We start from the raw sequence: 22758 nt of genomic DNA on the forward strand, positions 1-22758 counted from the left end.
CCGCGCGCCGGGCGGTGTCCGCCGCCGGGAGCGGGGCCACCCGCACGGCGGGAGGTGGCGTGCGGGTGGCCCCGCGAGGCGGGCCGGGGCGGGCCGGGCCGGGTTCGGCCGCGGCCCGGGGACGCCCGCGGCCCGGGTCCTGCGGGATCGCGGGATGCGGAGTGCGCGGCGCCGGGTGGCGGGGGAGGGGGGAAGCGAGCGGTCCCCGGCACGGCGGCCGCCGCGCGCTCCGGTCAGTCGACCAGGAAGTCCGCGAGCCCCGCCTTGGCGCCCGCGAGGAAGGTGACCATCTCGTCCCGGGTGTAGATCAGCGCGGGTCCCGTGGGGTCCGTGGACTGGCGTACGGCGATCCTGCCGTCCGGCAGGCGCTTGGCCTCGACGCAGGAGCCGCCGTTGGTGCCGCTCCAGGGCTTGTGCCAGCCCTCGGTGCCCAGTTCGCCGGCGGGCATGCCGTTGCGGACCGAAGGGGCGGGCGTCCGGGGTGCGGTGGATGCCATGGGATCACAACTCCTTACGCAGTTCGGCCAGGATGTGCTTGGTCCGCGCGACCGGTTCGGCCTGCACGGACATCCGGTCCAGTACCTCGAGATAGGTGACGACGTCCTCCGGCCGGTCGTAGTAGACCGAGCCCGCGAGGTTCTCGGTGTAGACCACGTCGGGCAGTTCGGAGAAGCCGAAGCGGAAGTGGTGGAAGGGTCCGTAGGCGCCCGGGTGGGCCCCCACGGCGTAACGCATGATTTGGATCCGTACCTTCGGGGTCTCCAGGGCCTCCAGGATCCGGTCCACCTGAGCGCGCATCACCTCGGCGCCGCCCACGGGACGGCGCAGCACCGTTTCGTCCAGGATGGCCCAGACGGCGGGGGCGCCCGGTCGGGCCAGCAGATCCTGCCGCTTGAGGCGCAGGTCCACCCGGCGGGCGAGTTCCTCCTTCGACTCGTTGGGGAAACCGACGCGCATCAGCGCGACGGCGTAGTCGAACGTCTGCAACAGCCCCGGCACGTAGTGCGGTTCGTACAGGCGGATGACGCTGGCCTCGCTCTCCAGGCTCACATACGCCTTGAACCACTCCGGCAGCACATCGCGGTACTTGTACCACCAGCCGGGCTTGTTGGCCTCGCGCGCCAGGGCGGCGAAGTCGTCGATCTCGGCGTCCGGGACACCGTAGGCGCGCAGCAGCTCCCGCACGTACGGGATACGCAGGCCGACCTCGGCCTTCTCTATGCGGCGCACCGTCAGCGGCGTCACCTCGATGGCGCGCGCCGCCTCCTCGAAGGACACACCCGCGCGTTCGCGCAGCTGCCGCAGGCGCTTGCCGAGAACCATCCGCAGAACGGTGGGTGCGCTGCCGCCGGAGCGGTTCTCACTCACCTCTGACCTCCCGGAGCGGCTGTCACAGCGTGCAGTGTGTCACGCGCCGGACGACTCGAACAGAGTGATGCGGGGCTGTCTGAAATTATCAGAACGCAGGTTGCGAGCCGAGTGTGTGCCACATCATAGTGATCCGGGAAGCCGGCATCCGGGTCGCCGTCTGGTGATCAACTCGCGGTGCTGGTATGGGAACTGACGTTCCAACAGGTGCGGTGCGGTCCTCGGCCGCACGGGACTGCGAGGCGAGAGCTGGATGACCACCGTGACCGACGGACAGCCCACGAGCCGCGAGGAGAGTCCGGCCGGGGCCGGTGGCGCGGGCCGCGCCACGACGGGGTGCCGGGAGGCCCGATGACCGGATCCAGGGCACCGCACGGCGGTCTCCCGCACGCACCGGCGCAGCCGCTGGAGGAGCCCCCGGCCGCCGCCCGCGTCCCGGACCGGGCGGCCGAACCGCCCCGGCTGCGCTCCACCGTGCCCGCCGACCCTTCCTGGGCCTCCGCGGTACGGCGTCTGGTCACCCAGCACCTCGCCCGGCTGCGGCTCACCGCCGACCAGTGCGACAGCGCGGTCCTCGCCACGGACGAGCTGTTCGCCAACGCGGTCAGCCACGCGAGCAGCGGCCCGCGCGACACCGTCACCCTCACCATCGAACGCACCGCCCGCACCCTGCGGGTGACGGTGGCCGACCGGTCGCCCGTGCTGCCCCGGCGCCGCGCGGCCGACGCCGCCGACGAGTCGGGGCGCGGGCTGGCCATCGTGGCCGCCCTCGCCGACGACTGGGGCCTGGCGCCCCCGGAACCCGGCAACCGCGGCAAGCGGGTCTGGTTCACGCTGTCCCTGCGGGGTGCCGCGTCATGACGGACCACCCGGCACAGGCGCACGCGGGCACGGACACCGTGGCCCGCGCCGCCGTCCCGGCGCCGGGCGGCGACCGGGCGTACGCACCCCAGCCACCCCGCGCACCGGAGCCCGGCACCGCCGCCCCGGACGGGCCGGCGGCCGACGCGACGGCCGGGGAGACGGTGCCCGGGGCGGCGCAGGCGGCCCTGGAAGGGCGCCTGTGGCAGGCGCTGACGGCGATGTACGCGGCGGACACCGCGGCGGCCCGCGCCCCCCGCCCCGGCACGGGCGCGGGCACTGGTGACACCGGCGACGGCCGCCCCGGCGACCGCCGTACCGCAGCGCTGCCGGACGGGCGGCTGCGGCGCGCCCTGTCGGCGCTGTACGCGGCGGACCCCGCGTCGGCCCCCGCGTCGGCCGACGTTCCGGCCGACGCCCTCGGCGCCGAAGCCGCCCGGGGGAGCGCCGGGGAGTCCGGGCGGCCCGTGCCGGACGCCGTGCCGGGGGAGCGGGACGAGCCCGGCGAGACCGCCACCGCGCCCTTCACCGCGGCGGTGGTCCAGGACCTGCTGTGCCGGGCCGAGCGCGACCGGCGGCTGACGCGTGAGGCGGGCGCCGCGCCCACACCGCAGCGCAGGCGCGGCGTCGTCGAGTGCCACCGGGACAACGCGGACGCCCTCGCGGGGATCGTCGGCCGGCACGGCTGGCCGGCCGCCGCCGCCGTGGGCGCCGAGGCGTCGACCGCGGCGCTGATGATCCTGCTGCACGCGCCCCGGCTGGACCTGCGGCTGCGCTGCCGGGACCTGATCGCGCAGGCCACGGCCGACGGCCGCACCCCGGCCGTCCACCTCGCCTACATCGCCGACCACTGCGCCGTGGAACTGGGCGAACCGCAGTTCTACGGGACGCGGATCAATCCGGTGACCCTGCGTCCGTACCCGGTCCGGCTGCCCGAGACCCTCGACGAGCGCCGCCAGGACGTCGGCCTCGGCCCGATGGAGGAGCAGATGCGGGCGCTGCGGCTGCGCGGCTGACCCGGCGCCGCGACCGGGGGACAGGGCGGCCCGATCGGGTCACGGGCAAGCGGCCCTGGCCGACGGGACTTCCGCAGGTCGGCGGGGTTTCGCGGGCCCGTACGGAGGTACCCGCGCCTCGGCCCGGCGGCGGACGGAGACCTTGAAGGCCGACAGACCGACAGACCGAAGAGGTCCGCGGCCGCCGGGTGACGCGCGGACCGTTACGCGCAGGCCGGAGAAGCCGGAGAAGGGAGCACACCGTGACCGCACACCGCCCGCCCGTCCCCCGGGACATGCCGGACCAGCAGGCCCAGGCGGACGAGGACCCCTGGGAGACGGCGCACACCGCGGCGGGCCCAGGGCAGCCCCGGCGCGAGCCCCCCGCGGACGAGGTCCCCACGTCGGACGAGATCCCCACGTCGGACGAGGAACACCCCGGCCCGGACGAGCCGCCCGCCTGACCCCTGCCCCACGGCCCCCTGACACACGGTGACACACGGTTGGCACGGTCCTGAGCCCGTGTCCCCGGCCCCGGCCGACCGAGGGCGGACCGGCCGGCCGGGGGCGGACCGCCGAGTCCGGTCGTCCGGGCTCATCCGACCTTGCGCCCCCGCAGGGGTTCGGTGTCCGCGCCCTCGCCGCGCCGCAACCCGCGCAGGAACTCCTGGATCACGTCGATCGCCGTGTAGCGGGGGTGCCAGTCCAGTTCGGTGTGCGCCCGGGTGCAGTCCATCAGAGGCAGCCGCAGCACCGCGTCGAACAGGTGCGGGGACGCGGGCAGCAGATGCAGCCCCCAGGCCGCCGCGATGGCCGAACGGGCGGCGGTGCGCGGCAGACGCACGGGCCGCAGGCCCAGCATCTCGGCGAGCACCTTCGCGTCCAGCGGCGGATCGGCGGCCAGGTTGAAGGCGCCGCTCACCTCGCGGTGCAGCGCCAGCTGGTAGGCGCGGGCCGCGTCGTCGGTGTGCAGGGCCTGCACCCGCAGCCCGGGGACGTCGGGCAGGAACGGCAGCAGTTCGGGCCGCGCCACGGGACCCGGCAGGAACCGCCCGCCGAAGATCCGCCGCTGCTCGCTCGCGGACTCCGCCTTGAACAGGAACCCCGGACGCATCCGCACCACCCGCACATCGGGGTGGTCCCGTTCGAAGGTGTCGAGGGACCGTTCCAGATACGCCTTCTCCCGGGTGTACGCGGCGTCCGGCCAGCCGTGGGTCGGCCAGGACTCGTCCACGGCGCGGTCCTTGGGACCCGGCGAGTACGCGCCGACCGAGGAGGCGTGCACCAGCACCGGCACCCGGGCGGCGGCCACCGCCTCCTGGACCCGGATCCCGCCGAGGACGTTGGTGCGCCAGGTCGTCGCCGGATCGTGCGTCGGCTGGAACGCCCAGGCGAGGTGGATCACGGCGTCGGCGCCCTCGAACTGCTCGGCCAGCGGCGCCTGCTCGGAGGAGATGTCCACCCGCGCCCACTCCGTCCTCGGCGGCGACCACCGCGGGATCCTGCGGGCCAGGCCCCGTACGGAGGCGACCTCCGGATCCTCGGAGAGCAGACGGACCACGCTGGTACCGGCATTGCCGGTGGCGCCCGTGACGACGACCCTGCTGCCCGACACGCTGCTCACGTTCGGCTCCTTCCGGAAGACGGTCGAGTGCGGGGCACGAGTACCCGGTCCCCGGCCGTCGACCCGCGCGCCCCGCGCCCGCCCGTGCGCACGCCCCCGCGGAGCCTCTCCCGTCCCGTTCCCTCCCGTTCCCTCCCGTTCCCGTCCCGTTCCCGCCTCGGTCCCGCCCGGCATGACCTCCGACGTCATCGACCCGCGCCCGCCACGCCGCGACCATGGGCAGCGGACGACATCACGTCACCGCACAGCCCGCACCGCACTCCGGGAGGTCCCCATGCCGTACGTCACGAGCCCCGCCGACGGCACCCGTCTGCACTACGTCGACCACGGTCCGGTGGACGGGCCCGTGGTGGTCTTCGTCAACGGCGCCTACTTCGGGACCGGCATGTGGGAGTTCCAGACGCTGCCGCTGGCGGGTGAGGGGGTGCGCTGCGTCGGGCTGGACCGGCGGGGCCACGGCCGTTCGGACGACGTGTGGGACGGCTACGACCTGGACACCCTGGCCGACGACCTGTACGGCCTCCTCGACCACCTGGACCTGCGCGAGGTCACCTTCGTGGGGCACTCGCTGGGCAGTGCGGAGATCGTGCGCTGCCTGACCCGGCACGGCACGGACCGCGTCGCGCGGGTCGCCTTCGTCGCGGGCATCGCGCCGGGCGTGGTCCGCACGGCCGAGCACCCGGAGGGCTGGGACCCGGAGGTGATGCGCGCCGGCCGCGCGGTGTTCCGCAAGGACCGGGCGGCCTTCTACGAGGACGGGGCCGGCCCGTACTTCGCGCTCGACGTGACCGGCAACGAGGTGTCGCCGCACTACGTCCGGCACGTCGTCGACCAGGCCCTGGCCTGCACCCCCCGCGCGGCGGACGCCGTCAACGAGCTGGTCGCCACGGTGGATCTCGCCCAGGAGCTGCCCAAGCTCGGCCTGCCGCTGCTCGTCGTGCACGGCACCCACGACACGTCCGCCCCGCTGGAGGGGACCGGCCGCCGGACCGCCGCCCTGGTACCGGGCAGTGTGCTCAAGGAGTACGAGGGCGGCGGCCACGGGCTGTACGTCACCCACGCGGACCGGCTCAACGCGGACCTGCGGGCGTTCCTCGCGACGTCCTGAGCGGGCCGGGCCGGGCGGTGCGCCGGCGGGGCCGGGCCCTTCGCTCGGCCCCGCCGCCGTACGGCCTCAGGCGCGGTCCGCGAACGCGTCCGTCCCCGTCAGCTCCGCCGACAGCGCCCACAGCCGGGCCGCCTGGCCCGGGTCGGTGGCCCAGGGCTTGACCCCGCCGCTGTGCATGCCCTCGTCGGGCACCGGCTCGGCGATGTCGCAGTCCTCCAGATAGACACCGCCGAGCCCGTCAAGACGGGGCGAGGTCGCGGCCCAGACCTGGGTCGCCGCGCCCTGCTGCGGGGTCTTGAATCCCCGGGGGTTCAGCGGGACGCCGTTCTCGTCGACCCAGCCGCGCTCGATCATCTCCTCGCGGGTCAGATGGCGCTGGAGCGGGGTCATGATGGCGCCCGGGTGGAGGGCGAAGGCGCGCACCCCGCGGTCCCGGGCCAGCCGGTCCAGATGCACGGCGAACAGGACGTTGGCGGTCTTGGCCTGGCCGTAGGCCGCCCACTTGTCGTAGCCCTCGCGCCAGTGGACGTCGTCCCAGCGGATCGGGGAGAAGTGGTGGCCGCGCGAGGAGACCGAGACGACCCGGGCACCGCCCGGCTCGATGGCCGGCCAGAGGCGGTTGACCAGGGCGAAGTGGCCGAGGTGGTTGGTGGCGAACTGCGCCTCCCAGCCGGGTCCGACCCGGGTCTCGGGGCAGGCCATGACACCGGCGCTGTCGATGACGAGGTCGACGGTGCGGCCGGAGGCCAGGAAGCGTCCGGCGAAGTCCCGGACGCTGTCCAGGTCGGCGAGGTCGAGCGTGTCGGTCTCGGTGCCCTCGATGTTGTGCAGCGCCTCGCGGGCGGTCGCGGGACGGCGGGCGGGGACGACCACGCGGGCGCCCGCCGCGGCCAGTGCCCGGGTGGTCTCCAGACCGATGCCGGAGTATCCGCCGGTGACGATCGCCAGCTTTCCGGTGAGGTCGATGCCGCTGAGGACGTCGGCGGCGGTGCCGGCCGCCCCGAAGCCCGAACCGATCTTGTGCTGTGGCGTGGTGGTCATGCCCGGAACGCTACGGATTGGAGCGCTCTCGAAGTCAAGCGCGCACGCCGGACACACCGGCACCGGGGGCTGGGGAAGGAGCGAAAAAAGGGAAGCCCCGGCCGGACGGGGGAATCACGGCCGGGGCGGTCCTGGTGTGGGCACGCATGGCGGTCGCCTCTCGGCGAGACGCTCCACAGGGCTTCAGCCGAACGATCGTCCCTGTGGGCAATAGGTGAGGCCCGGGGACACTGTCCCATCCGCACCCACGCCTGGTTCAACGGGCCAAGGGGGTCCGGTGTTCCGGTCTCTGCCTCGTTTTGCGGTGATCCGGGTCACTCCGCAGGGGTACGCGGTGCTGTACCCGGTACCGGGGCGCCGGAGGCGGCGCCGGGCACGGTCTCCGCCCACAGGCTCTCCGCCTGGAGCAGCAGCGACCCCAGCACCGTGACCGGGGCCGCCGCCCGCCCCGCCTGCTCGCGCAGCCCGTCCTGCAACCGCCGGTGCAGCGCGCGCCGGTCCTCCTCGGCCCGCCCGCCGTCCGGGTACGCGCCCGGGTCGGCGGGGCGCTCACCGCGCAGCCGGGCACCCTCCGCGTGGCACGCCCCGGCGACCAGCTCCAGCAGACCGGCGTACGTCCGCAGCACCCCGGGCTCCGGAGCCGCAGGCGCCCGGTTCTCGTCGGCCGCGACCGCGAGCGTCCGGGTGAGCGCCCGTACGTGCCCGGTGACCCTGCTCCAGCGGTCGTCCTCCGTCTCGGGCGGCACCGGCGCGGGCGGCCTGCGCAGCGCGCGCAGCGGACCGGCGGTCAGCCGCAGGCTCTCCCGGCTCCAGCGACGGGCCGAGTGCAGGGTCTCCAGCTGGCGTTCGAGCCGGGCGGAGCCCCGGGACCACTCGGCGGCGGTGCCCTCGTCCCAGTCGCCGTCGCGCAGCCCGCCGGCCACCGCGCACAGCAGGTCGCCCGCCTCCCGGGCGACCGCGGCGAGGTTCTCCCGCACGTCACGCAGATGGATCGGCGGGAGGACGAAGGCGTTGACGGCGAGACCGATCACCGCGCCGAGCACCGTCTGCCCCAGCCGGTGCCCGACCGAGGCGGCCGACACACTGCCCGTGGCCAGCGTGAACACGGCCGTGGTGGCGCCGTAGACCCCCTGGTCGCCGAAGCGCGACCAGTTCGCCAGGAGCATCAGCACCGGCAGCGACAGCGCGAGCGCGGTCAGTGTGTCCCCGGTGAGCGCCTGCGCGGCGGAGGCGAGCAGGGTCCCCGCGAAGATCGCCGTGCACTGCTGCCCCGCCCGCAGCAGCGAGCTGAACACCGTGGCCTGCACCATGACCAGCGCCACCCACGGCGCCATCAGCGCCATCGGGTCGCCCAGCCAGATCTTCGCCACCACCCAGGCCAGCAGCGCCGCCCCGGCGGCCTTGAGGGACTGCACGACCAGGTCCCGTTCCCGTCCGGGGCCGCGCGCCACCGCGCGCAGGGCGCGCCCCGCCCGGCACGCCTCCTCCCGCGCGGCGTGCCAGGTCCGGCCGCCGAGCAGCCGGCCGACGGCAAGCGCCCGGCACAGGACGCCGCCGCGCGGGGCGGGGGAGTCCGGCGGGGACGTGGGATCTGGAGTCTGCGCTGCGCCCGTCATGGTGCCCGGGTATCCGCTCCGGCCGGTGTCTTGAGCAGGGAACATGTCACGTTTGCGCTCGCCGGGCGGGCGCTCCGGGCGGGCGCGGTCCGCCGTCCGCCGACGTGCTGTGCGGGCATCTCAGGCCAGCGGGCTGTCCGCCAGGGACGCCAGCAGGTGCGCGGGATCGTCGTAGACCGTGTCCGCGCCGGCCTCCTGGAGGTCGGCACGCGGGATGCCCCCGCTCAGCACGCCCACGCACCGCACCCCGGCCCGGCGGCCCGCCCGCATGTCCCAGACGGTGTCGCCGACGAACACCGCGTCTCCGGCGGGCGCCCCGGCCAGCTCCAGGGCGTGCTCGACCGGCTCGGGAGCGGGTTTGCCCGCCGACACGTCGTCGGCGCTCGCGATGCCGGCGATGGCGTCGTCCGCGTCGATGGCCCGGCGCAGCGCGCCCAGCTCGGGGCCGCTCGCCGAGGTGGCGAGGACCACCGTCCAGCCGTCCCCGTGCAGCCGGCGCAGCAGCCGCCCGGCGTCGGCGAAGGCGGGCAGCCGGTCGAAGTACTGCCCGTAGAGCGCGCTGTGCGCGGCGGCGAGCGCGTCGTCCTCGTCCTTGTCGCGGTCGTCGCCGAGGAGATGGGCGATCAGATCGGCGGAGCCGAGGCCCACCGAGCGGTGGACGGCGTGCATGGGGACCCGGTGGCCCGCCTGCCGGAACGCCTCCCACCAGGTGACGACATGGAGGTGGTTGGTGTCGACGAGCGTTCCGTCGACGTCGAACAGGGCGGCACGGTCCATCCGGGATCCTCTCTTCGCTGCGCGCTCTCCTCACGGGCGCGCGGGGTCCGTCCGGGTACCACGTCAGGGGCCCGCCACTCCGGACGGCGTGCGCCGCTCGCGGGTCCACTCCAGCAGCTCGTCGGCCGACCAGGTGGTCACGACGCGTTCCGGCGCCACCCCGCACTCCTCGGCCCGCGCGCAGCCGTGGATCTGCCAGTCCAGCTGTCCGGGCGCGTGCGCGTCGGTGTCGACGGAGAACAGGGTGCCCGCCGCCACGGCACGGCGCAGCAGCCGCAGCGGCGGGTCCAGCCGTTCGGGACGGCTGTTGATCTCCACGGCGGTCCCGGTCTCGGCGCAGGCGGCGAACACGGCGTCCGCGTCGAACTCCGACTCGGGCCGCCCCCGCCCGGTCAGCAGCCGTCCCGTGCAGTGCCCGAGGATGTCGGAGTGCGGATCGCGGACGGCGGCCACCATGCGGCGGGTCATCGAACGGGCGTCCATCCGCAGCTTGGAGTGCACCGACACGACCACCACGTCGAGCGCCGCCAGCAGCTCAGGGTCCTGGTCCAGGCGGCCGTCGTCGAGGATGTCGCACTCGATGCCGGTCAGCAGCCGGAACGGCGCCCAGCCCCGGTTCAGCTCCGCGACCACCTCCAGCTGCTCGCGCAGCCGCGCGGGCGACAGGCCCCGCGCCACCGTCAGCCGCGGCGAGTGGTCGGTGAGCACCGCCCACGCGTGGCCGAGGTCCGCCGCGGCCCGGCCCATCTCCTCGATCGGGCTGCCGCCGTCGGACCAGTCGGAGTGCAGATGGCAGTCGCCGCGCAGCAGCGCCCGCAGCCGCTCGCCGCCCCGGGCAAGCGGCTCGTGCGCCTCCTCCTCCAGCGCGCGCAGATAGCCGGGCACCTGTCCGGCCAGCGCCTCCCGGACCACCTGCGCGGTCTTCGGCCCGATCCCCTTGAGCGACTCCAGCGTCCCGTCACCGGCCCGCCGGGTCACCTCCTCGGCGGTGAGCGCGGACAGCACGCCGGAGGCGGTGCGGAAGGCACGTACGCGGTAGGTGGGTGCCCCGGACCGCTCCAGCAGGGAGGCGATCCGGTCCAGCGCCTCGACAGGGTCCATCACCACCTCCACCCCCAGGGTTGCCCGGCCGCCCCGCGACCGCACCTCCACCCACGAGGCACGGCTGCTTCCCTCCGGCGTGATCGGCCGGACAGGTCCTAGGCTGGACGGCATGACGGAGAGCGCGAGTCCCTACATCTCCCAGCCGCGGATCATGGTGCTCGGAGTCCAGCCGGGCGACCCGCCGTTCCGCATCGTGGAGATCGACGGCGAGGTGGTCGGCGAGGCGAAGACCGTCACCGATGTGCTCCAGGCCGCCGCAGCGTTCGGCATCACGGTCCATGACCTGGACGACCCGGACACCGTGCGCTGGGTGGGCGGCGACAAGTTCACCTGGCGCTAGCGAGGGCCGGGGGCGCCGGGTGCGGAGCCCCCGGCGCGGACCTCAGCCCACCGTCCACTTCTGGTTGGCGGCTCCCGTGCAGGTCCAGATCTGGAGCCGGGTGCCGTTGGCGGAGCTGCCGCCGGTGGCGTCCAGGCACTTGTCGGCCTGTGGATTGACGATGTCGCGGGCGGCCGGGAGCGCCCACTTCTGGTTGGGGCCGCCGGTGCAGTCCCACAATTGGACCTGGGAACCGTCCGCGGTGGCGTTGTCCTTGACGTCGAGGCACTTGCCGAGGGCGCGCAGGGTGCCGTCGGAGCCGGCGGTCCACTGCTGGGCGGCGGTGCCGTTGCAGTCGTAGAGCTGGACCGGGGTGCCGTTGGCGGGGTTCGCCCCGGCCACGTCCACGCACTTGCCGGCCAGTCCCCTGATGGGCAGCGCCCCGGCGGGGCTGTCGGACGTGGTGACCGAGACGGAGTCCACCACCAGTTGCTGCGGCAAGGACGTCGAGCCGTCCGGGTCGCCGGGCCAGTAGCCGCCCACCGCCAGATTGAGGATCAGGAAGAACGGCTTGTCGAACACCCAGGTCCGGCCGCCGAGGTCGGCGGGCGTCCGGCGCTGGTAGACGTTGCCGTCGACCGACCAGGTGATCGAGCCGGGCGCCCAGTCCACGGCGAAGGTGTGGAAGGCGTCGGCGAACGCCTGGCCGTTCGGCAGGGAGTACGCGGCGCCGATGCCGCCCGAGCCGGAGTAGCCGGGGCCGTGGATGGTGCCGTGCACGGTCGAGGGCTCGAAACCGACGTTCTCCATGATGTCGATCTCGCCGGAGTCCGGCCAGTTCACCGGGGTGCCCAGCATCCAGAACGCCGGCCACATGCCCTGTCCGCGCGGGATCTTCATCCGCGCCTCGACATGGCCGTACTGCGCGTCGAACTTCCCCGAGGTGTTCAGCCGGGCCGAGGTGTACTGGCAGGTGCCGTACCAGCACTGGTAACCGCCCGGGTTCTCCCGCCGGGCGGTGATGACCAGGTGGCCCTGGCCGTCGAGGGCCGCGTTGCGGGTGCCCGCCGTGTAGTACTGCCGTTCGTGGTTGTTGACGTTGTCGCCGGTCTCCGTCTGCCACTTGGCGGAGTCGACGGCCGCGCCCGCGGGCCCGTCGAAGGTGTCGGAGAACCCGGAGAACATGGCGGGGGCGGCCGCGGTGGGGGCGGCGGCGGGGGACGGGCTCGCCTGGGCGGGGCCGACGGCCGCCGCTCCGGCGAGCACGGCGGACAGGGCGGCGAGCAGACATCTGCGGAGCGGGCGTCGAGAGGCCACGGCACTCCCTTCCGTACGGCGGCCCGGTGGGCGGGCCCGCCGACAGTCGTGGGGGAACGAGAGAGTGGTTCGGCCCTTGATTCAAGGGCTGAATTAAGAAGGCGTCAATACTCCGGTACGGACCATTCCCCACGCCGGTACGGACCGGTCCATGCGGTGCGCCCCTCACGCGCGGCGGCGTCGGCGCGCGTGCACGGCCCGGCCCATCCGCCGCCCCAGCAGCAGATGACCGGCGAGCGCCCCGGCCGTGTTGAGGATGACGTCGTCGATGTCGAACGCCCGCCCGGTGATCAGCGCCCCCTGGGCGAACTCCACCGCCAGCATCACGAGCGCGGTGAGCAGCAGGACGCGCGGCAGCCGGCGCGAGCGGGGTGCGAGGACGGGCACCAGGATCCCGAACGGCACCCCGAGCAGCAGGTTCCCGCCGATCTGCTGGACGGCGTCGCGCAGCCCCGGCTGGTCCGCGTACTCCCGCAGCGAACGCCCCGGGCGCAGGTTCGTGTGCACGAACGGCACCGAGGCGGGCGACGGCTGGAGCGTCAGCCGGGCCAGTACGACGGCGAAGGCCACCATGCACACGAACGCGCACGCCATCGCCAGCAGCCGCAGCGGCCAGGGCGCGGGCCGCCGCACCTCGACGGCGGGCTTTCCGGCGGGCTCCGTGACGCGTTCTGGGCCGGGCTCCGTGACGCGCTTCGTGACGCGCCTCGCGGCGGGTTCCGCGCGAGGCGCGGGCGCGCCGGGCGCGGCCGTCCGCTGCCCGGTCCCGCGCCGCCCCGGCACGCGGGCCCGGAGCGCCGTGAGCGGACGGAGCGTCATCCTGGCCATCCCTGCCTCCCGGGCATCCCGGCACCAACTCACCCTGCTGGAAAGCCGGTTACCCCCGAACCGCACCTGGATTCCGGCCGCCGCCACCGGCGCGCGGGCCGCGTCCCCGGTTTCCGTTGCTGCTGTCGGGGCAACCGGGTCGCACATCCGCGCGCCGCCGCTCGCTCCCCGGTGGCGGCGGTGCTTGGATGCCGGGAAGCGGCGGACCGGACCCCGCCGCACGTCAGCGCAGGGGACCGAACCCGAGGAGGTGCCGGGTGAAGCCGCGGACGACCCTCCTCGCCGTGGGCGAGGTGCTGGCCTGGTGGGCCGCGCTCGTCGTGCTGTGGCTGATGCTCATCAGCACCGTCCACCCCCTGGAATGGGCGGTCGGCGCGGGCGTCGCGGGCGTGGGCGCCCTGGTCGCGCGGGCCGGCCGGCGGGCGGTGAGCCGCGGGTGAACGGCTGGATCGCGGCGGCGACGGCCGTTCTGGCGGCCGGACTCGGCACGGCCCTGTGGGGCGTGGCCACCGGACCGCTGTCGCGCCGCGTGGTCGCGCAGAACCTGTCCACCGCCGTGGTCTGCCCCGCTCTGCTGCTCCTCGCCCAGGGCTACGGCCGCACCTCCTACGTCGACCTCGCGCTGCTGCTGGCCCTGCTGGGCCCGGTCGGCACCCTCGTCTTCGCCCGGCTGCTCGCCGCCGAACTCACCGGCGACCCGCCGCGGGCCCGCGGGCTGACCTGGGCCTGCGCCGGGCTCGGCGCGGCCGTCGTCCTGGTGCTGTGCGCCGTCGCCGGGCCAGGCCGGGCCATGGTCAAGCTGCTGGTCGTCGGGGTGCTGCTGGTCGGCGGGAACCTGCTGGCCTCGCGGGCGCTGTCCAGCGGCTTCACGGAGGTGGACCGTGGCTGACGCCGTCGTCGTCCTGGCGCTGCTCCTGGTCGCCGGCTGCGCGACCGCCGCCGTCCTCAACCGCGACCCGACGCACCAGGCGCTCGTCCTGTCCGTCCTCGGGACCACGCTCGCCGTGCTGTTCACCGTGTTGCAGGCTCCGGACGTCGGGCTGTCCCAGCTCGCCGTGGGCTCCGCGCTCACCCCGCTGCTGATCATGCTCTCGGTGCGCAAGGTCCGGCGCCGCTCCGCCCGCGCCGGAACGGGCGGCGACGGCGGAGCCGGGGGCGGCGAGGGCGGCGGCGGGGACGGCGGCCGCCGGTGACCCCGCGCGCCCGGCTGTGGCTGGTGCTCCTCGGCGGCGGCGCGCTCGCCGCGCTGCTCGTCGCGGCCTGCCTGCGGCTGCCCGCCTTCGGCGGCGCCCGCCACCCCTACGGCCACCGCGCGGTGCGCGCCGCGCTCGCCCGGCACACCGCCAACACCATCGCCTCCGTCAACTTCGACCAGCGCGCCTTCGACACGATGGGCGAGATGGCGATCCTCTTCGCGGCCGTCCTCGGCTGCGCCGTCCTGCTGCGGCAGGCCCGCGACGAACACCGCGACCCGCCGCGCCCCGCCCGTGTCGCCGCCCCGGTGCGCCGCTACGCCCTCGTCGTGCTGCCCGTCGCCCTGGTCACCGGCCTCTACGTCATCGCCCACGGCCAGCTCAGCCCCGGCGGCGGCTTCCAGGGCGGCGTCGTCGCCGCGACCGCGCTGCACCTGCTGTACCTGGGCGCCGACTACGCCGCCCTGGAACGTGTCCGGCCCGTCGACGCCTACGAGATCGGCGACGCGCTCTCCGCCTCCGCCTATCTCGTCCTTGGCCTGGCCGGACTGCTCGCGGGCACCTCCTTCCTCGCCAACACCCTGCTGCCGTACGGCACGTTCAACACCCTGTCCTCCGGGGGCACCGTGCCGCTGCTGAACGCGGCCATCGGCATGGAGGTGGCCTGCGCGGTCGTCGTCCTGCTCGCCCGCTTCCTGGACCAGGCCGTCGAGATCGAGGAGGAGAACGGGAAGTGAGAGCGCCGTGAACGACGTCCTGCACGTCCTGCCGTACCTGGTGGCCGCCTATGTGCTCCTGATCGGCTGCTATGGCCTGGCCACCAGCCGCAATCTGATCCACGCCGTGGGCTGCCTCGCCGTGTGCCAGTCGGCGACGTACGTCCTGCTGCTGGCCGTCGGGTACCGCGACGGCGCCACCGCGCCCGTCTTCTCCGACATCGCGCCCGGCTCGCGGCCGGTGGTCGACCCGCTCGTGCAGGCGCTCACCCTCACCGATGTCGTCGTCGGCGCCACCGTGACCGCGCTGCTGCTCGCGCTGACCGTGCAGATCTCCAAGCGGCACGGCACCGTCGACCCCGACGAACTGAGGGAGCTGCGCGGTTGACGCCCTCCCAGCTGCTGCCGCTGCTGCCCGCCGTCCCGCTGCTGGGCGCGGCCCTGCTCGTGGCCGGCGGGCGCCGTCTGCCGCGGTTCGCCGCCGAGGCGTTCGGCTCGCTGGTCGCCGCCGCGACCGCCGTCCTGGCGGTCGTGCTGCTCCTGCGCTCCTCGCCACCGCTGACGGAGTGGGTCGGCGGCTGGTTCCCGGTCGGCGGCGAGAGCGTCGGCATCGTCCTGACCGGGGACGGGGCGGGCCTCGGCATGGCGGCGCTCGTCTCCCTGCTCACCCTCGCCGCGCTGGCCTACTCCTGGCGCTACTTCGACGAACCGCCGCGCGGCCACGCGGGCTCCTTCCCCGCGCTGATCCTGCTCTTCCAGGGCGGCATGTGCGGCTTCGCCGTCGCCGGGGACCTCTTCGACGCGTTCGTGTTCTTCGAACTGATGAGCGTGGTCGCCTACGCGCTGACCGGATACCGCATCGACGAGGCCAAGGCCGTACAGGGCGCGCTGGGCTTCGCCCTGGTCAACTCGCTCGGCGCGTACTTCATGCTGATGGGCATCGCCCTGCTCTACGCCCGCACCGGACAGCTCGCCATGGCGAAGATCGGCCAGGGACTCGACACGGCCGCCGCCGGGCACGGCCCCGACGCGCTCGTCCTCGCCGGATTCGTGCTGGTCCTGACCGGGCTGCTGGTGAAGGCCGCCGCCGTGCCCTTCCAGTTCTGGCTGCCGGACGCGCACGCCGTCGCCCCCACACCCGTGTGCATGCTGCTGTCGGGCGTCATGGTGGAACTCGGGGTCTACGGCGTCTGGCGCGTGTACGGCACCGTCTTCTCCGGGCCGGGCGGCATCCCCGCCGCCGACGCGAGCCGGGCTCTGGTGGTGCTCGGTGTGCTCACCGCCGCCGTCGGCTCGGTGATGTGCTGGTACCAGCGGCACATCAAACGCCTGCTCGCCTTCTCCACCATCGCCCACACCGGTCTCTTCCTGATCGGCATCGGCACCCTGAAGGCGGCGGCGGACGAGGGGACCGCGCTGTACATCCTGGCCCACGCGGGCGTGAAGGCCGCCCTGTTCGCCTGCGCCGGCATCCTCCTGGACCGCTACGGCAGCGTCGACGAGTTCGCCCTGCACGGCCGGGCCCGGCGGCTGCGCGGCACCGGCGCCGTCTTCGCCGTCGGCGCGCTGGCCCTGGCCGGACTGCCGCCCTTCGGCACCGGTCTGGGCAAGGCGCTGAGCGAGGAGGCCGTCGGCGGCCCGCTCACCGTGGTCTACGTCGCCGCCTCCGCCCTCACCGGGGCCGCCGTGCTGCGCGTCGCCGCCCGGGTCTTCCTCGGCCTCGGGCCCCGGCCCCGGGAACGGGAGGGCGAGGAACGCGACGAGGACAAGACGTCCGGCTCCGCCGAGGAACCCGAGACCGGGCGGCGGCTCGACAAGGTCCCCCTGACCATGCGGACCGTCCCGGTGGTGCTGCTCCTGGCCGCGCTCGCCGCGGGCGCGGTCCCCGGCTTCGCGGGCGCGGTGGGCGACGCCGTCGACGAGGCCGGGACCTGGGGCGTGTTCTCCACCGCGCACTGGACCGCGACCGGGGTCCTGCTGGACCTGCTCTCGGCGCTGCTGGCGGTCGCCGTCGCGGGCGTGGCCGTCGCCCGCCCCGGGCTGCTGGCCGCACCCGGCTGGGCGCTGCCGCTGCGCCGCCTGCAGTCCGGGCACGTCGGCGACTACGTGGCCTGGCTGCTGGTGGGAGCCGCGCTGCTGGGAGCGCTGGCCCTGCCGGGCGTGCTGGGCCGATGACCCGCACCCGGTCAGTACGATGACCGCGGCAGTCCGGAATGATCATGCGAGGAGCGGATCGTGCGAGACATCGCGGTGTTCAGCGGCAGCGCCCATCCCGAACTGGCGGCGGAGGTCTGCGCACACCTGGGCGTTCCGCTCAGCCCCACCCGGGTCAGCCGGTTCGCCAACGACTGCCTGGAGGTGCAGCTCCAGGCCAACTGCCGCGAGCGGGACGTGTTCCTGATCCAGCCGCTGGTCAAGCCGGTGCAGGAGCACCTCGTGGAGCTGCTGCTGATGTGCGACGCGGCCCGCGGCGCCTCCGCCGGGCGCATCACCGTCGTCATGCCGCACTACTCCTACGCCCGCTCCGACAAGAAGGACGCCCCGCGCATCTCCCTCGGCGGACGCCTGGTCGCCGATCTGCTGGTCGCGGCGGGCGCGAGCCGGGTCCTGGCGATGACCCTGCACGCGCCGCAGGTGCACGGCTTCTTCTCGGTGCCCGTCGACCACCTGCACGCCCTGCGCGAACTGGCCGCGCACTTCGGGCAGTACGACCTGACCCGCACCACCGTCGTCTCGCCCGACCTCGGCAACGCCAAGGAGGCCGCCGCGTTCGCCCGGATGCTCGGCGCCCAGGTGGCCGCGGGCGCCAAGCAGCGCTACGCCGACGACCGGGTCACCATCAGCTCGGTCATCGGCGACGTGGCAGGGCGGGACGTGATCGTGCTGGACGACGAGATCGCCAAGGGCAGCACCGTCCTGGAACTCCTGGACCGGCTGCGCGAGTCGGGCCCTCGCTCGATCCGGATCGCCTGTACGCACGGCCTGTTCGCGTCCGGCGCCCTCGAACGGCTCAGCGCGCAGCAGGACGTACTGGAGATCGTGTGCACCAACACGGTGCCGGTGCCCGTCGACGACCACGAGGAGCACCGGGTCCACGGGGACAAGCTGCGCGTCCTGTCCATCGCGCCCGCGCTCGCCGAGGCGGTGCGCCGCATCCACAACGGGGAGTCCGTCAGCGCGCTGTTCGACGCGCCCCGGGGCGAGTAGCGGCGCCCGCCTTCGGCCCTCAGCCGGACTGCTTCGCCAGCGCGTCCGCGATGGTGTCGACCACGCCCAGGGCGTCGCTGTAGGAACCGGGCAGGAAGTCGGCGGTGCCCACCACCCGGTGGTTCTTCGCCGCCGGCAGCTCCTTGAACGAGCGCAGGTCGAACAGCTTCTGGATGTCGTTGGCGGGGGAGCCGTCGTTGTTGGTGTAGTAGACGACGTAGTCGGCGTCCTTCAGCAGGTCCGCCCGCTCGTACGACACCGACCGGGTCGAGCCCGCGGCGACCGAGGCGGTGGCCGGGGCGAACCGCACGCCCAGCTTGGCCAGGATGTCCCCGACCGGCGAGGCGGGGCTGTAGATCCAGTAGTTGCCGGAGTCGAAGCCGCCCTGGATCACGGCCCAGCGGTTCCCGGACAGCTTCGCGCCCTCGGCCTTGCGCACCGCGGCGATCCGGTCGGCGTACTTCTGCTTGAGCCGGTCGAGCTGCGTCGCGCGGTTCACGAAGCGGGCCGTGGCGTCCGGGTAGGCGGACCAGGCGGCGGTCTCCTTGAAGGACGCGAACGCGGTCGGCGCGATGGCCGACAGGCGCTTGTACGCCTTGCTGAGGTAGGGCACGTCGACGCCGACGATCAGGTCCGGCTTGAGCGAGGCGATCTTCTCGTAGTCGAGGTCGGCGCCGGTCGTCACCTTCGCCGCGGACTTCCAGCGCGCCAGATAGCGCGGCGGGACGTAGTTGGCTCCGCTGTTCTCCACGCCGACCGGCCGAAGGCCCAGGTCGTACAGCGACTCGGTGGACCAGGAGTGCACGGAGACGATCCGCAGCGGGTGCGCGGGCACGGTCACCTTGCCGTGCGCCGTGTCGACCGCCCGGGTCGCGGCGGACCCGGCGCCGCCGCCGGGGGAGGAGGAGGCGTCGCAGGCGGTGGCCGTGAGGGCCAGCGCAAGGGCGGCGCAGGCGAGGGCCGGGCGCAGCAGGCGGCCACGGCGCCGGACGGGGGACGCGGCGGGGGAGGGCAGGGCAGCCACGGTGATCCAGGGGTGAAGGGCCGGACCGTACGGTCCGGGACGCGGAGAGAAGGACATCGAGGGGAGGACCGAGGAGAGAATCGGGGAGAAATCAGGGAGAAATCGGGGAGAAGGGGAGCGGGGTCAGGACGCCGAGTGCGGTCCGACGCCCGCGCGGGCGGACTGGACGCGGGTGGCCAGGCCGTCGAGCAGGACGGTGAAGTTCGCCCAGCTGTACGCGTACCAGGAGGCCAGCGGCGGCTTCCACACCTGTCCGGCGCGGACGGCGGGCGTGCGCTGCCACAGCGGGTTCCCGGGCAGCGGATCGGACACCGCCCACACCAGCAGATCGGCAGGGAGCGAGGGGACGTTCTCCCAGCTGACGGCCTGGCTGTAGGTGTTGTCGGCGCCGTCGGGCACCGGCAGGAGACGCATCCCGAGGGCACTCACCGTCTTGAGCACGGCCCAGGTCCTCGGGTTCATCACGCCGACGGTGCTCTTGTCGATACCGAAGACGAAGCCGACCCGCAGCTCCCGGTTGGAGGCGAGTGCCCTGCGCAGCCGCGCGCTCGCCTCCTCGTAGCGCGCCCTGGCCCCGGCGTCGGCCGGCTCGGCGCCCAGCGCGCGGGTCAGCCGGTCGGCGGTCCCCGCGATCTTCTCGATCGGCTGGTACGTGCTCAGGCCGACCACCGGGGCGAGCTTGCCGACCGCCGGAAGCTGGGAGGCCACCTGGAGGGTGCCGTCGGGCTCCACGGCGTCGATCAGCAGGTCGGGCCGGGCCTGGGCGAGCGCCTCGATCCGTACGCCCTTGTCCGCGGAGTAGATCCGGCTGACGCCGGACCAGTCCGGGCGCACCGCGCCGACGATGCCCTGCCCGGAGTCGGCGGCGGCCACCGGGTGCAGACCGGCCGCCCACAGCGCGGCGCCCACGGTGTCGGTGAGGAACGCGATGCGCTTCGGCCGCCGCGACAGCCGTACGGCGCGGCCCCGGTCGTCGGTGAAGGACCACGCGGCGCCGCCGGAGGCACCGGCCGCCGGGGAGTCGCCGGTGCCGCACGCGGACAGGCCGAGGAGGGCGGCCGTCCCCAGTCCGCCGGCGAGCAGCCCGCGCCGGGAGGGGCGCGTACCGGACAGGAGCGGGAGCGAGGACCGGATGTCGCGGGGACGCCGGAGGGTGGCGCTGGGCATGGGGATGTCCTTGAGGCGGAGGGGACGGAAGAGAAGTGGAGGGGGGAAGGGGGAGAGCGGTGGCCGGGGCCCGGCTCACCGGCCCGCGCCGGGTAACAGGTCGCGCGTCGCGCGTACGGGCACCCGCGGGCGCTGGCGCGTCGGCCGCGAGGCCGCCCGCTGCCGCCGTGGGCGGCGGGTCCGGTTCAGGTTCATGAGCGGCCCGCCCTGCGCCGGGCGAGCAGCAGCCGGCACAGATACAGGCCGCCGAGCACCCCGGTCACCGCGCCGACCGGCAGTTCCGTGCCGGGCAGCACCCGCTGGGCCGTGTAGTCGCTCGCCGCCAGCAGCAGCGCGCCCATGAAACCGGCGGGCACCACCAGGGCGCCCGGGGAGCGGACGAGCCGGCGGCACAGGTGCGGCGCGGCCAGGGCGACGAAGGCGATGGGGCCGACCGCGGCCGTCGACGCCGCGGCGAGCGCGGTGGCGGCGACGGCCGGCAGGATCCGGGCCCGCCCCACCGGCACCCCGAGCCCCCGGGCGGTGTCCTCGCCCAGTTCCAGCCAGGCCAGGTTCCGGGAAGCGGCCACGGTCACCGGGACCAGCACGGCCAGGGCGGCGGCCAGCGGCGCGACGACCGACCAGTTCACCGAGTTGAGGCTGCCGATCAGCCAGATCTGCGCGTCCTGCGCCTCGTAGAGACTGGCCCGGGTCAGCAGATAGGCCGTCAGCGAGGTGAGCATCGCGCTGACACCGATCCCCACCAGCACGACCCGGTGGCCCACGGCCGGGCCGCGCCCCGCCGCGAGCAGCCCCACGAGCAGCGCCGTGGCCAGCCCGCCGCCGACCGCCGCCACGGCGGTGGCGTACGGGCCGCCGTGGAAGAGCACGATCTGCGTCACGGCACCGCTCGCCGCGCCGCTGGTGAAGCCGATGATGTCCGGACTGCCCAGCGGATTGCGGGACATGCTCTGGAACACCGCGCCGCTCATGCCCAGCGCGCCGCCGGCCAGCAGCGCGCACAGCAGCCGCGGCAGCCGCAAGCTGAGCACGATGAACGACTCGGCCCCGGTGCCCCGGCCCAGCAGCGTGGCCAGGACCCGCGACAGCGGCAGGCGGTAGGTGCCGGTGGTGAGGCCGAGGGCGCCGACCACCAGGCAGGCGGCGGCCAGCAGGACGCAGACCGCGACGGTGCGGGGCCGCCAGCGCAGCGACATCCGGCCGCCGTACAGGCGGACGACGCGGCCGGGCAGCACGGTGGCGCGGGCGGGCACGCGCGGGGAGCGCGGCGGGGAGGCGGGGGCGGTGGTCACAGTTCGGCGATCCTGCGGCGGCGGACGAGCGCGATGAAGACGGGCGCCCCGGCGAAGGCCGTCACGATGCCGGCCTGGATCTCACCGGGCCGGGCGAGCACCCGGCCGAGCAGGTCCGAACCGAGGAGCAGCACGGCCCCGAACACCATGGAGTACGGCAGCAGCCAGCGGTGGTCGGGCCCGGTGAGTGCCCTGGCCAGATGCGGGACGGCCAGGCCGACGAAGGCGATCGGTCCGACGGCGGCCGTCGCCGCTCCGCACAGCAGGGTGACGGCGAGCATCCCGAGGGCGCGGGTGCGGCGCACCCGGGTGCCGAGCGCACGGGCCGTGTCGTCGCCCAGGGCCAGCGAGTTCAGCGCGCCGGACAGCCCGAGGGCGAGCAGGGCGCCCGCGCCGAGGAACGGCGCCACCTCCGTGACGACCGACATCGGCTGCCCGGCCAGCGAGCCCACGCCCCAGAACCGGAACTGGTCGAACACGTCCGGCCGCAGCAGGGTGACAACGGAGATCAGCGCGCCGAGCACGGCGCTGACGGCGGTGCCCGCGAGCGCGAGCCGCACCGGCGCGGGCCCCGACCGGCCGCGCGAGCCGAGCACCTGGACCACCACGGCGGCCAGCCCGGCACCGGCGAACGCGAACCAGACGCAGAACGACGGATCGGTGCTGCGCCACAGGGCGATCGCCACGACCACGGCCGCCGAGGCGCCCATGTTGACGCCGAGGATGCCGGGGTCGGCGAGCGGATTGCGGGTCAGCGCCTGCATCACGACGCCCGCGAGGCCGAGCGCGGCACCGACGGCGACGCCGAGCAGCGTCCGGGGCAGCCGCAGGTCCCAGACGACCGAGCCGTCCACCGAGGTGCGGTCGTGCAGCAGCGCGTGCAGCACTTCGCCGGGCGGAATGGCCTTGGCACCGACGGCGACGCTCGCCACGACGGCCAGGGCCAGCAGCGCGCAGGCGAGGAGCAGACCGAGCAGCCGGACGGCGGCAGCGGTCCGGCGCCGTCTTCGGCCGGTGTCCTGTGCCGCTGCTTCCGGCACCACGGTGGTGGTGCTCAGAGTGGTGGTGCCCATGGTGCTCCTCGGCGACGTACCCGCCGGTCAGAGCGCCGGCAGGGACTTAGCTTAGCCTTGCCTAAGCACGCTAGTGGCGCCGTCGCGGGCGCGGCAAGGCGGTCGGGCGCCACCTCGTGTCGCCGATC

25 protein-coding genes are annotated in these 22758 nt (G+C 74.7%); 12 read left to right on the plus strand and 13 right to left on the minus strand.

What is annotated here, in order from left to right:
* Positions 1-233 precede the first annotated feature (233 nt).
* Positions 234-497: a DUF397 domain-containing protein gene (locus R4Z62_RS31100; RefSeq protein ID WP_018568512.1), complete on the minus strand. Its 264-nt coding sequence runs from the start codon at positions 495-497 to the stop codon at positions 234-236.
* 4 nt (positions 498-501) lie between these two features.
* Complete coding sequence (locus R4Z62_RS31105; RefSeq protein ID WP_355479067.1) at positions 502-1368, minus strand: Sco1979 family transcriptional regulator; 867 nt, start codon at positions 1366-1368, stop codon at positions 502-504.
* Between the two features lie 351 nt (positions 1369-1719).
* Here R4Z62_RS31105 and R4Z62_RS31110 point away from each other — a divergent pair, with 351 nt between their 5' ends.
* The 3 genes from R4Z62_RS31110 to R4Z62_RS31120 all read left to right on the plus strand — a co-directional run bounded on the left by R4Z62_RS31110 (position 1720) and on the right by R4Z62_RS31120 (position 3688).
* The gene (locus R4Z62_RS31110; protein ID WP_382852565.1) at positions 1720-2229 is read left to right on the plus strand and encodes an ATP-binding protein; all 510 of its coding nucleotides are present in this window, start codon (positions 1720-1722) and stop codon (positions 2227-2229) included.
* On the plus strand, positions 2226-3245 hold the full coding sequence (locus tag R4Z62_RS31115; RefSeq protein ID WP_491521547.1) for a DUF6624 domain-containing protein: 1020 nt from the start codon (positions 2226-2228) through the stop codon (positions 3243-3245). The genes R4Z62_RS31110 and R4Z62_RS31115 overlap by 4 nt, the downstream gene beginning before the upstream one ends.
* Before the next feature lie 242 nt (positions 3246-3487).
* Positions 3488-3688 (plus strand): hypothetical protein, encoded by a 201-nt coding sequence (locus R4Z62_RS31120; RefSeq protein WP_491521548.1) that lies wholly within the window; start codon positions 3488-3490, stop codon positions 3686-3688.
* Between the two features lie 131 nt (positions 3689-3819).
* On the opposite strand, the gene R4Z62_RS31125 is transcribed toward R4Z62_RS31120, so the two are convergent.
* Complete coding sequence (locus R4Z62_RS31125; protein ID WP_491521549.1) at positions 3820-4848, minus strand: SDR family oxidoreductase; 1029 nt, start codon at positions 4846-4848, stop codon at positions 3820-3822.
* 274 nt (positions 4849-5122) lie between these two features.
* Here R4Z62_RS31125 and R4Z62_RS31130 point away from each other — a divergent pair, with 274 nt between their 5' ends.
* Positions 5123-5956, plus strand: a complete 834-nt coding sequence (locus tag R4Z62_RS31130) for an alpha/beta fold hydrolase (protein ID WP_389595019.1) — start codon at positions 5123-5125, stop codon at positions 5954-5956.
* A gap of 66 nt (positions 5957-6022) precedes the next feature.
* On the opposite strand, the gene R4Z62_RS31135 is transcribed toward R4Z62_RS31130, so the two are convergent.
* The 4 genes from R4Z62_RS31135 to R4Z62_RS31150 all read right to left on the minus strand — a co-directional run bounded on the left by R4Z62_RS31135 (position 6023) and on the right by R4Z62_RS31150 (position 10491).
* A complete protein-coding gene (locus R4Z62_RS31135; RefSeq protein WP_382850458.1) occupies positions 6023-6997 on the minus strand; it encodes an SDR family NAD(P)-dependent oxidoreductase in 975 nt (324 codons plus the stop codon).
* 314 nt (positions 6998-7311) lie between these two features.
* Positions 7312-8613, minus strand: coding sequence for an aromatic acid exporter family protein (locus tag R4Z62_RS31140; RefSeq protein ID WP_491521550.1), 1302 nt, complete (start codon positions 8611-8613; stop codon positions 7312-7314).
* Positions 8614-8733: 120 nt separating this feature from the next.
* The gene (locus tag R4Z62_RS31145) at positions 8734-9390 is read right to left on the minus strand and encodes an HAD family hydrolase (RefSeq protein WP_064536746.1); all 657 of its coding nucleotides are present in this window, start codon (positions 9388-9390) and stop codon (positions 8734-8736) included.
* Positions 9391-9453: 63 nt separating this feature from the next.
* Positions 9454-10491 carry a PHP domain-containing protein gene (locus tag R4Z62_RS31150; protein WP_491521551.1) on the minus strand — a complete coding sequence of 346 codons (1038 nt, stop codon included), beginning with the start codon at positions 10489-10491 and terminating at the stop codon, positions 9454-9456.
* A gap of 112 nt (positions 10492-10603) precedes the next feature.
* Between R4Z62_RS31150 and R4Z62_RS31155 the strand changes: the two genes are divergently transcribed.
* On the plus strand, positions 10604-10834 hold the full coding sequence (locus R4Z62_RS31155) for a hypothetical protein (RefSeq protein WP_064536747.1): 231 nt from the start codon (positions 10604-10606) through the stop codon (positions 10832-10834).
* 42 nt (positions 10835-10876) lie between these two features.
* On the opposite strand, the gene R4Z62_RS31160 is transcribed toward R4Z62_RS31155, so the two are convergent.
* Together R4Z62_RS31160 and R4Z62_RS31165 are read right to left on the minus strand one after the other, a co-directional pair.
* On the minus strand, positions 10877-12130 hold the full coding sequence (locus R4Z62_RS31160) for a ricin-type beta-trefoil lectin domain protein (protein ID WP_064536748.1): 1254 nt from the start codon (positions 12128-12130) through the stop codon (positions 10877-10879).
* Positions 12131-12295: 165 nt separating this feature from the next.
* Positions 12296-12949 (minus strand): VanZ family protein, encoded by a 654-nt coding sequence (locus R4Z62_RS31165; RefSeq protein WP_491521552.1) that lies wholly within the window; start codon positions 12947-12949, stop codon positions 12296-12298.
* Between the two features lie 266 nt (positions 12950-13215).
* Here R4Z62_RS31165 and R4Z62_RS31170 point away from each other — a divergent pair, with 266 nt between their 5' ends.
* From R4Z62_RS31170 to R4Z62_RS31200, 7 genes are read left to right on the plus strand one after another with little or no spacing between them, the layout of a single operon-like run.
* Complete coding sequence (locus tag R4Z62_RS31170; protein WP_064536749.1) at positions 13216-13398, plus strand: hypothetical protein; 183 nt, start codon at positions 13216-13218, stop codon at positions 13396-13398.
* Entirely contained in the window at positions 13395-13847 is a 453-nt protein-coding gene (locus R4Z62_RS31175) for an MrpF/PhaF family protein (RefSeq protein WP_064536750.1), read from the plus strand. The genes R4Z62_RS31170 and R4Z62_RS31175 overlap by 4 nt, the downstream gene beginning before the upstream one ends.
* Positions 13840-14151, plus strand: a complete 312-nt coding sequence (locus tag R4Z62_RS31180) for a Na(+)/H(+) antiporter subunit B (RefSeq protein WP_355479053.1) — start codon at positions 13840-13842, stop codon at positions 14149-14151. The genes R4Z62_RS31175 and R4Z62_RS31180 overlap by 8 nt, the downstream gene beginning before the upstream one ends.
* The gene (locus R4Z62_RS31185) at positions 14148-14888 is read left to right on the plus strand and encodes an MnhB domain-containing protein (protein WP_491521553.1); all 741 of its coding nucleotides are present in this window, start codon (positions 14148-14150) and stop codon (positions 14886-14888) included. The genes R4Z62_RS31180 and R4Z62_RS31185 overlap by 4 nt, the downstream gene beginning before the upstream one ends.
* Before the next feature lie 19 nt (positions 14889-14907).
* Positions 14908-15255 carry a sodium:proton antiporter gene (locus R4Z62_RS31190; RefSeq protein ID WP_064537787.1) on the plus strand — a complete coding sequence of 116 codons (348 nt, stop codon included), beginning with the start codon at positions 14908-14910 and terminating at the stop codon, positions 15253-15255.
* Entirely contained in the window at positions 15252-17042 is a 1791-nt protein-coding gene (locus R4Z62_RS31195) for a complex I subunit 5 family protein (protein WP_382850478.1), read from the plus strand. Before R4Z62_RS31190 ends, R4Z62_RS31195 begins: the two co-directional genes overlap by 4 nt.
* 60 nt (positions 17043-17102) lie before the next feature.
* Positions 17103-18074 (plus strand): ribose-phosphate diphosphokinase, encoded by a 972-nt coding sequence (locus R4Z62_RS31200; protein ID WP_491521554.1) that lies wholly within the window; start codon positions 17103-17105, stop codon positions 18072-18074.
* Between the two features lie 19 nt (positions 18075-18093).
* Here the strand turns inward: R4Z62_RS31200 and R4Z62_RS31205 are convergent, their stop codons facing one another.
* The 4 genes from R4Z62_RS31205 to R4Z62_RS31220 form a co-directional block, all read right to left on the minus strand.
* Positions 18094-19098, minus strand: a complete 1005-nt coding sequence (locus R4Z62_RS31205) for an ABC transporter substrate-binding protein (protein WP_491521555.1) — start codon at positions 19096-19098, stop codon at positions 18094-18096.
* A gap of 123 nt (positions 19099-19221) precedes the next feature.
* Entirely contained in the window at positions 19222-20265 is a 1044-nt protein-coding gene (locus tag R4Z62_RS31210; protein ID WP_491521556.1) for an ABC transporter substrate-binding protein, read from the minus strand.
* Positions 20266-20456: 191 nt separating this feature from the next.
* A complete protein-coding gene (locus tag R4Z62_RS31215) occupies positions 20457-21557 on the minus strand; it encodes a FecCD family ABC transporter permease (RefSeq protein WP_491521557.1) in 1101 nt (366 codons plus the stop codon).
* Positions 21554-22630, minus strand: coding sequence for a FecCD family ABC transporter permease (locus R4Z62_RS31220; RefSeq protein WP_491521558.1), 1077 nt, complete (start codon positions 22628-22630; stop codon positions 21554-21556). The genes R4Z62_RS31215 and R4Z62_RS31220 overlap by 4 nt, the downstream gene beginning before the upstream one ends.
* Positions 22631-22758: the final 128 nt, after the last annotated feature.

The sequence above is a fragment of the Streptomyces sp. PL-25 genome (genome assembly GCF_058344915.1).

Excerpts from the sequence above, each read along its gene's own strand:
- R4Z62_RS31210 (WP_491521556.1), bottom strand. The coding sequence starts at position 20,265 with ATGCCCAGCGCCACCCTCCGGCGTCCCCGCGACATCCGGTCCTCGCTC.
- R4Z62_RS31145 (WP_064536746.1), bottom strand. The coding sequence starts at position 9,390 with ATGGACCGTGCCGCCCTGTTCGACGTCGACGGAACGCTCGTCGACACC.
- R4Z62_RS31140 (WP_491521550.1), bottom strand. The coding sequence starts at position 8,613 with ATGACGGGCGCAGCGCAGACTCCAGATCCCACGTCCCCGCCGGACTCC.
- R4Z62_RS31150 (WP_491521551.1), bottom strand. The coding sequence starts at position 10,491 with ATGGACCCTGTCGAGGCGCTGGACCGGATCGCCTCCCTGCTGGAGCGG.
- R4Z62_RS31115 (WP_491521547.1), top strand. The coding sequence starts at position 2,226 with ATGACGGACCACCCGGCACAGGCGCACGCGGGCACGGACACCGTGGCC.
- R4Z62_RS31220 (WP_491521558.1), bottom strand. The coding sequence starts at position 22,630 with ATGGGCACCACCACTCTGAGCACCACCACCGTGGTGCCGGAAGCAGCG.
- R4Z62_RS31130 (WP_389595019.1), top strand. The coding sequence starts at position 5,123 with ATGCCGTACGTCACGAGCCCCGCCGACGGCACCCGTCTGCACTACGTC.
- R4Z62_RS31100 (WP_018568512.1), bottom strand. The coding sequence starts at position 497 with ATGGCATCCACCGCACCCCGGACGCCCGCCCCTTCGGTCCGCAACGGC.
- R4Z62_RS31135 (WP_382850458.1), bottom strand. The coding sequence starts at position 6,997 with ATGACCACCACGCCACAGCACAAGATCGGTTCGGGCTTCGGGGCGGCC.
- R4Z62_RS31155 (WP_064536747.1), top strand. The coding sequence starts at position 10,604 with ATGACGGAGAGCGCGAGTCCCTACATCTCCCAGCCGCGGATCATGGTG.
- R4Z62_RS31165 (WP_491521552.1), bottom strand. The coding sequence starts at position 12,949 with ATGACGCTCCGTCCGCTCACGGCGCTCCGGGCCCGCGTGCCGGGGCGG.
- R4Z62_RS31110 (WP_382852565.1), top strand. The coding sequence starts at position 1,720 with ATGACCGGATCCAGGGCACCGCACGGCGGTCTCCCGCACGCACCGGCG.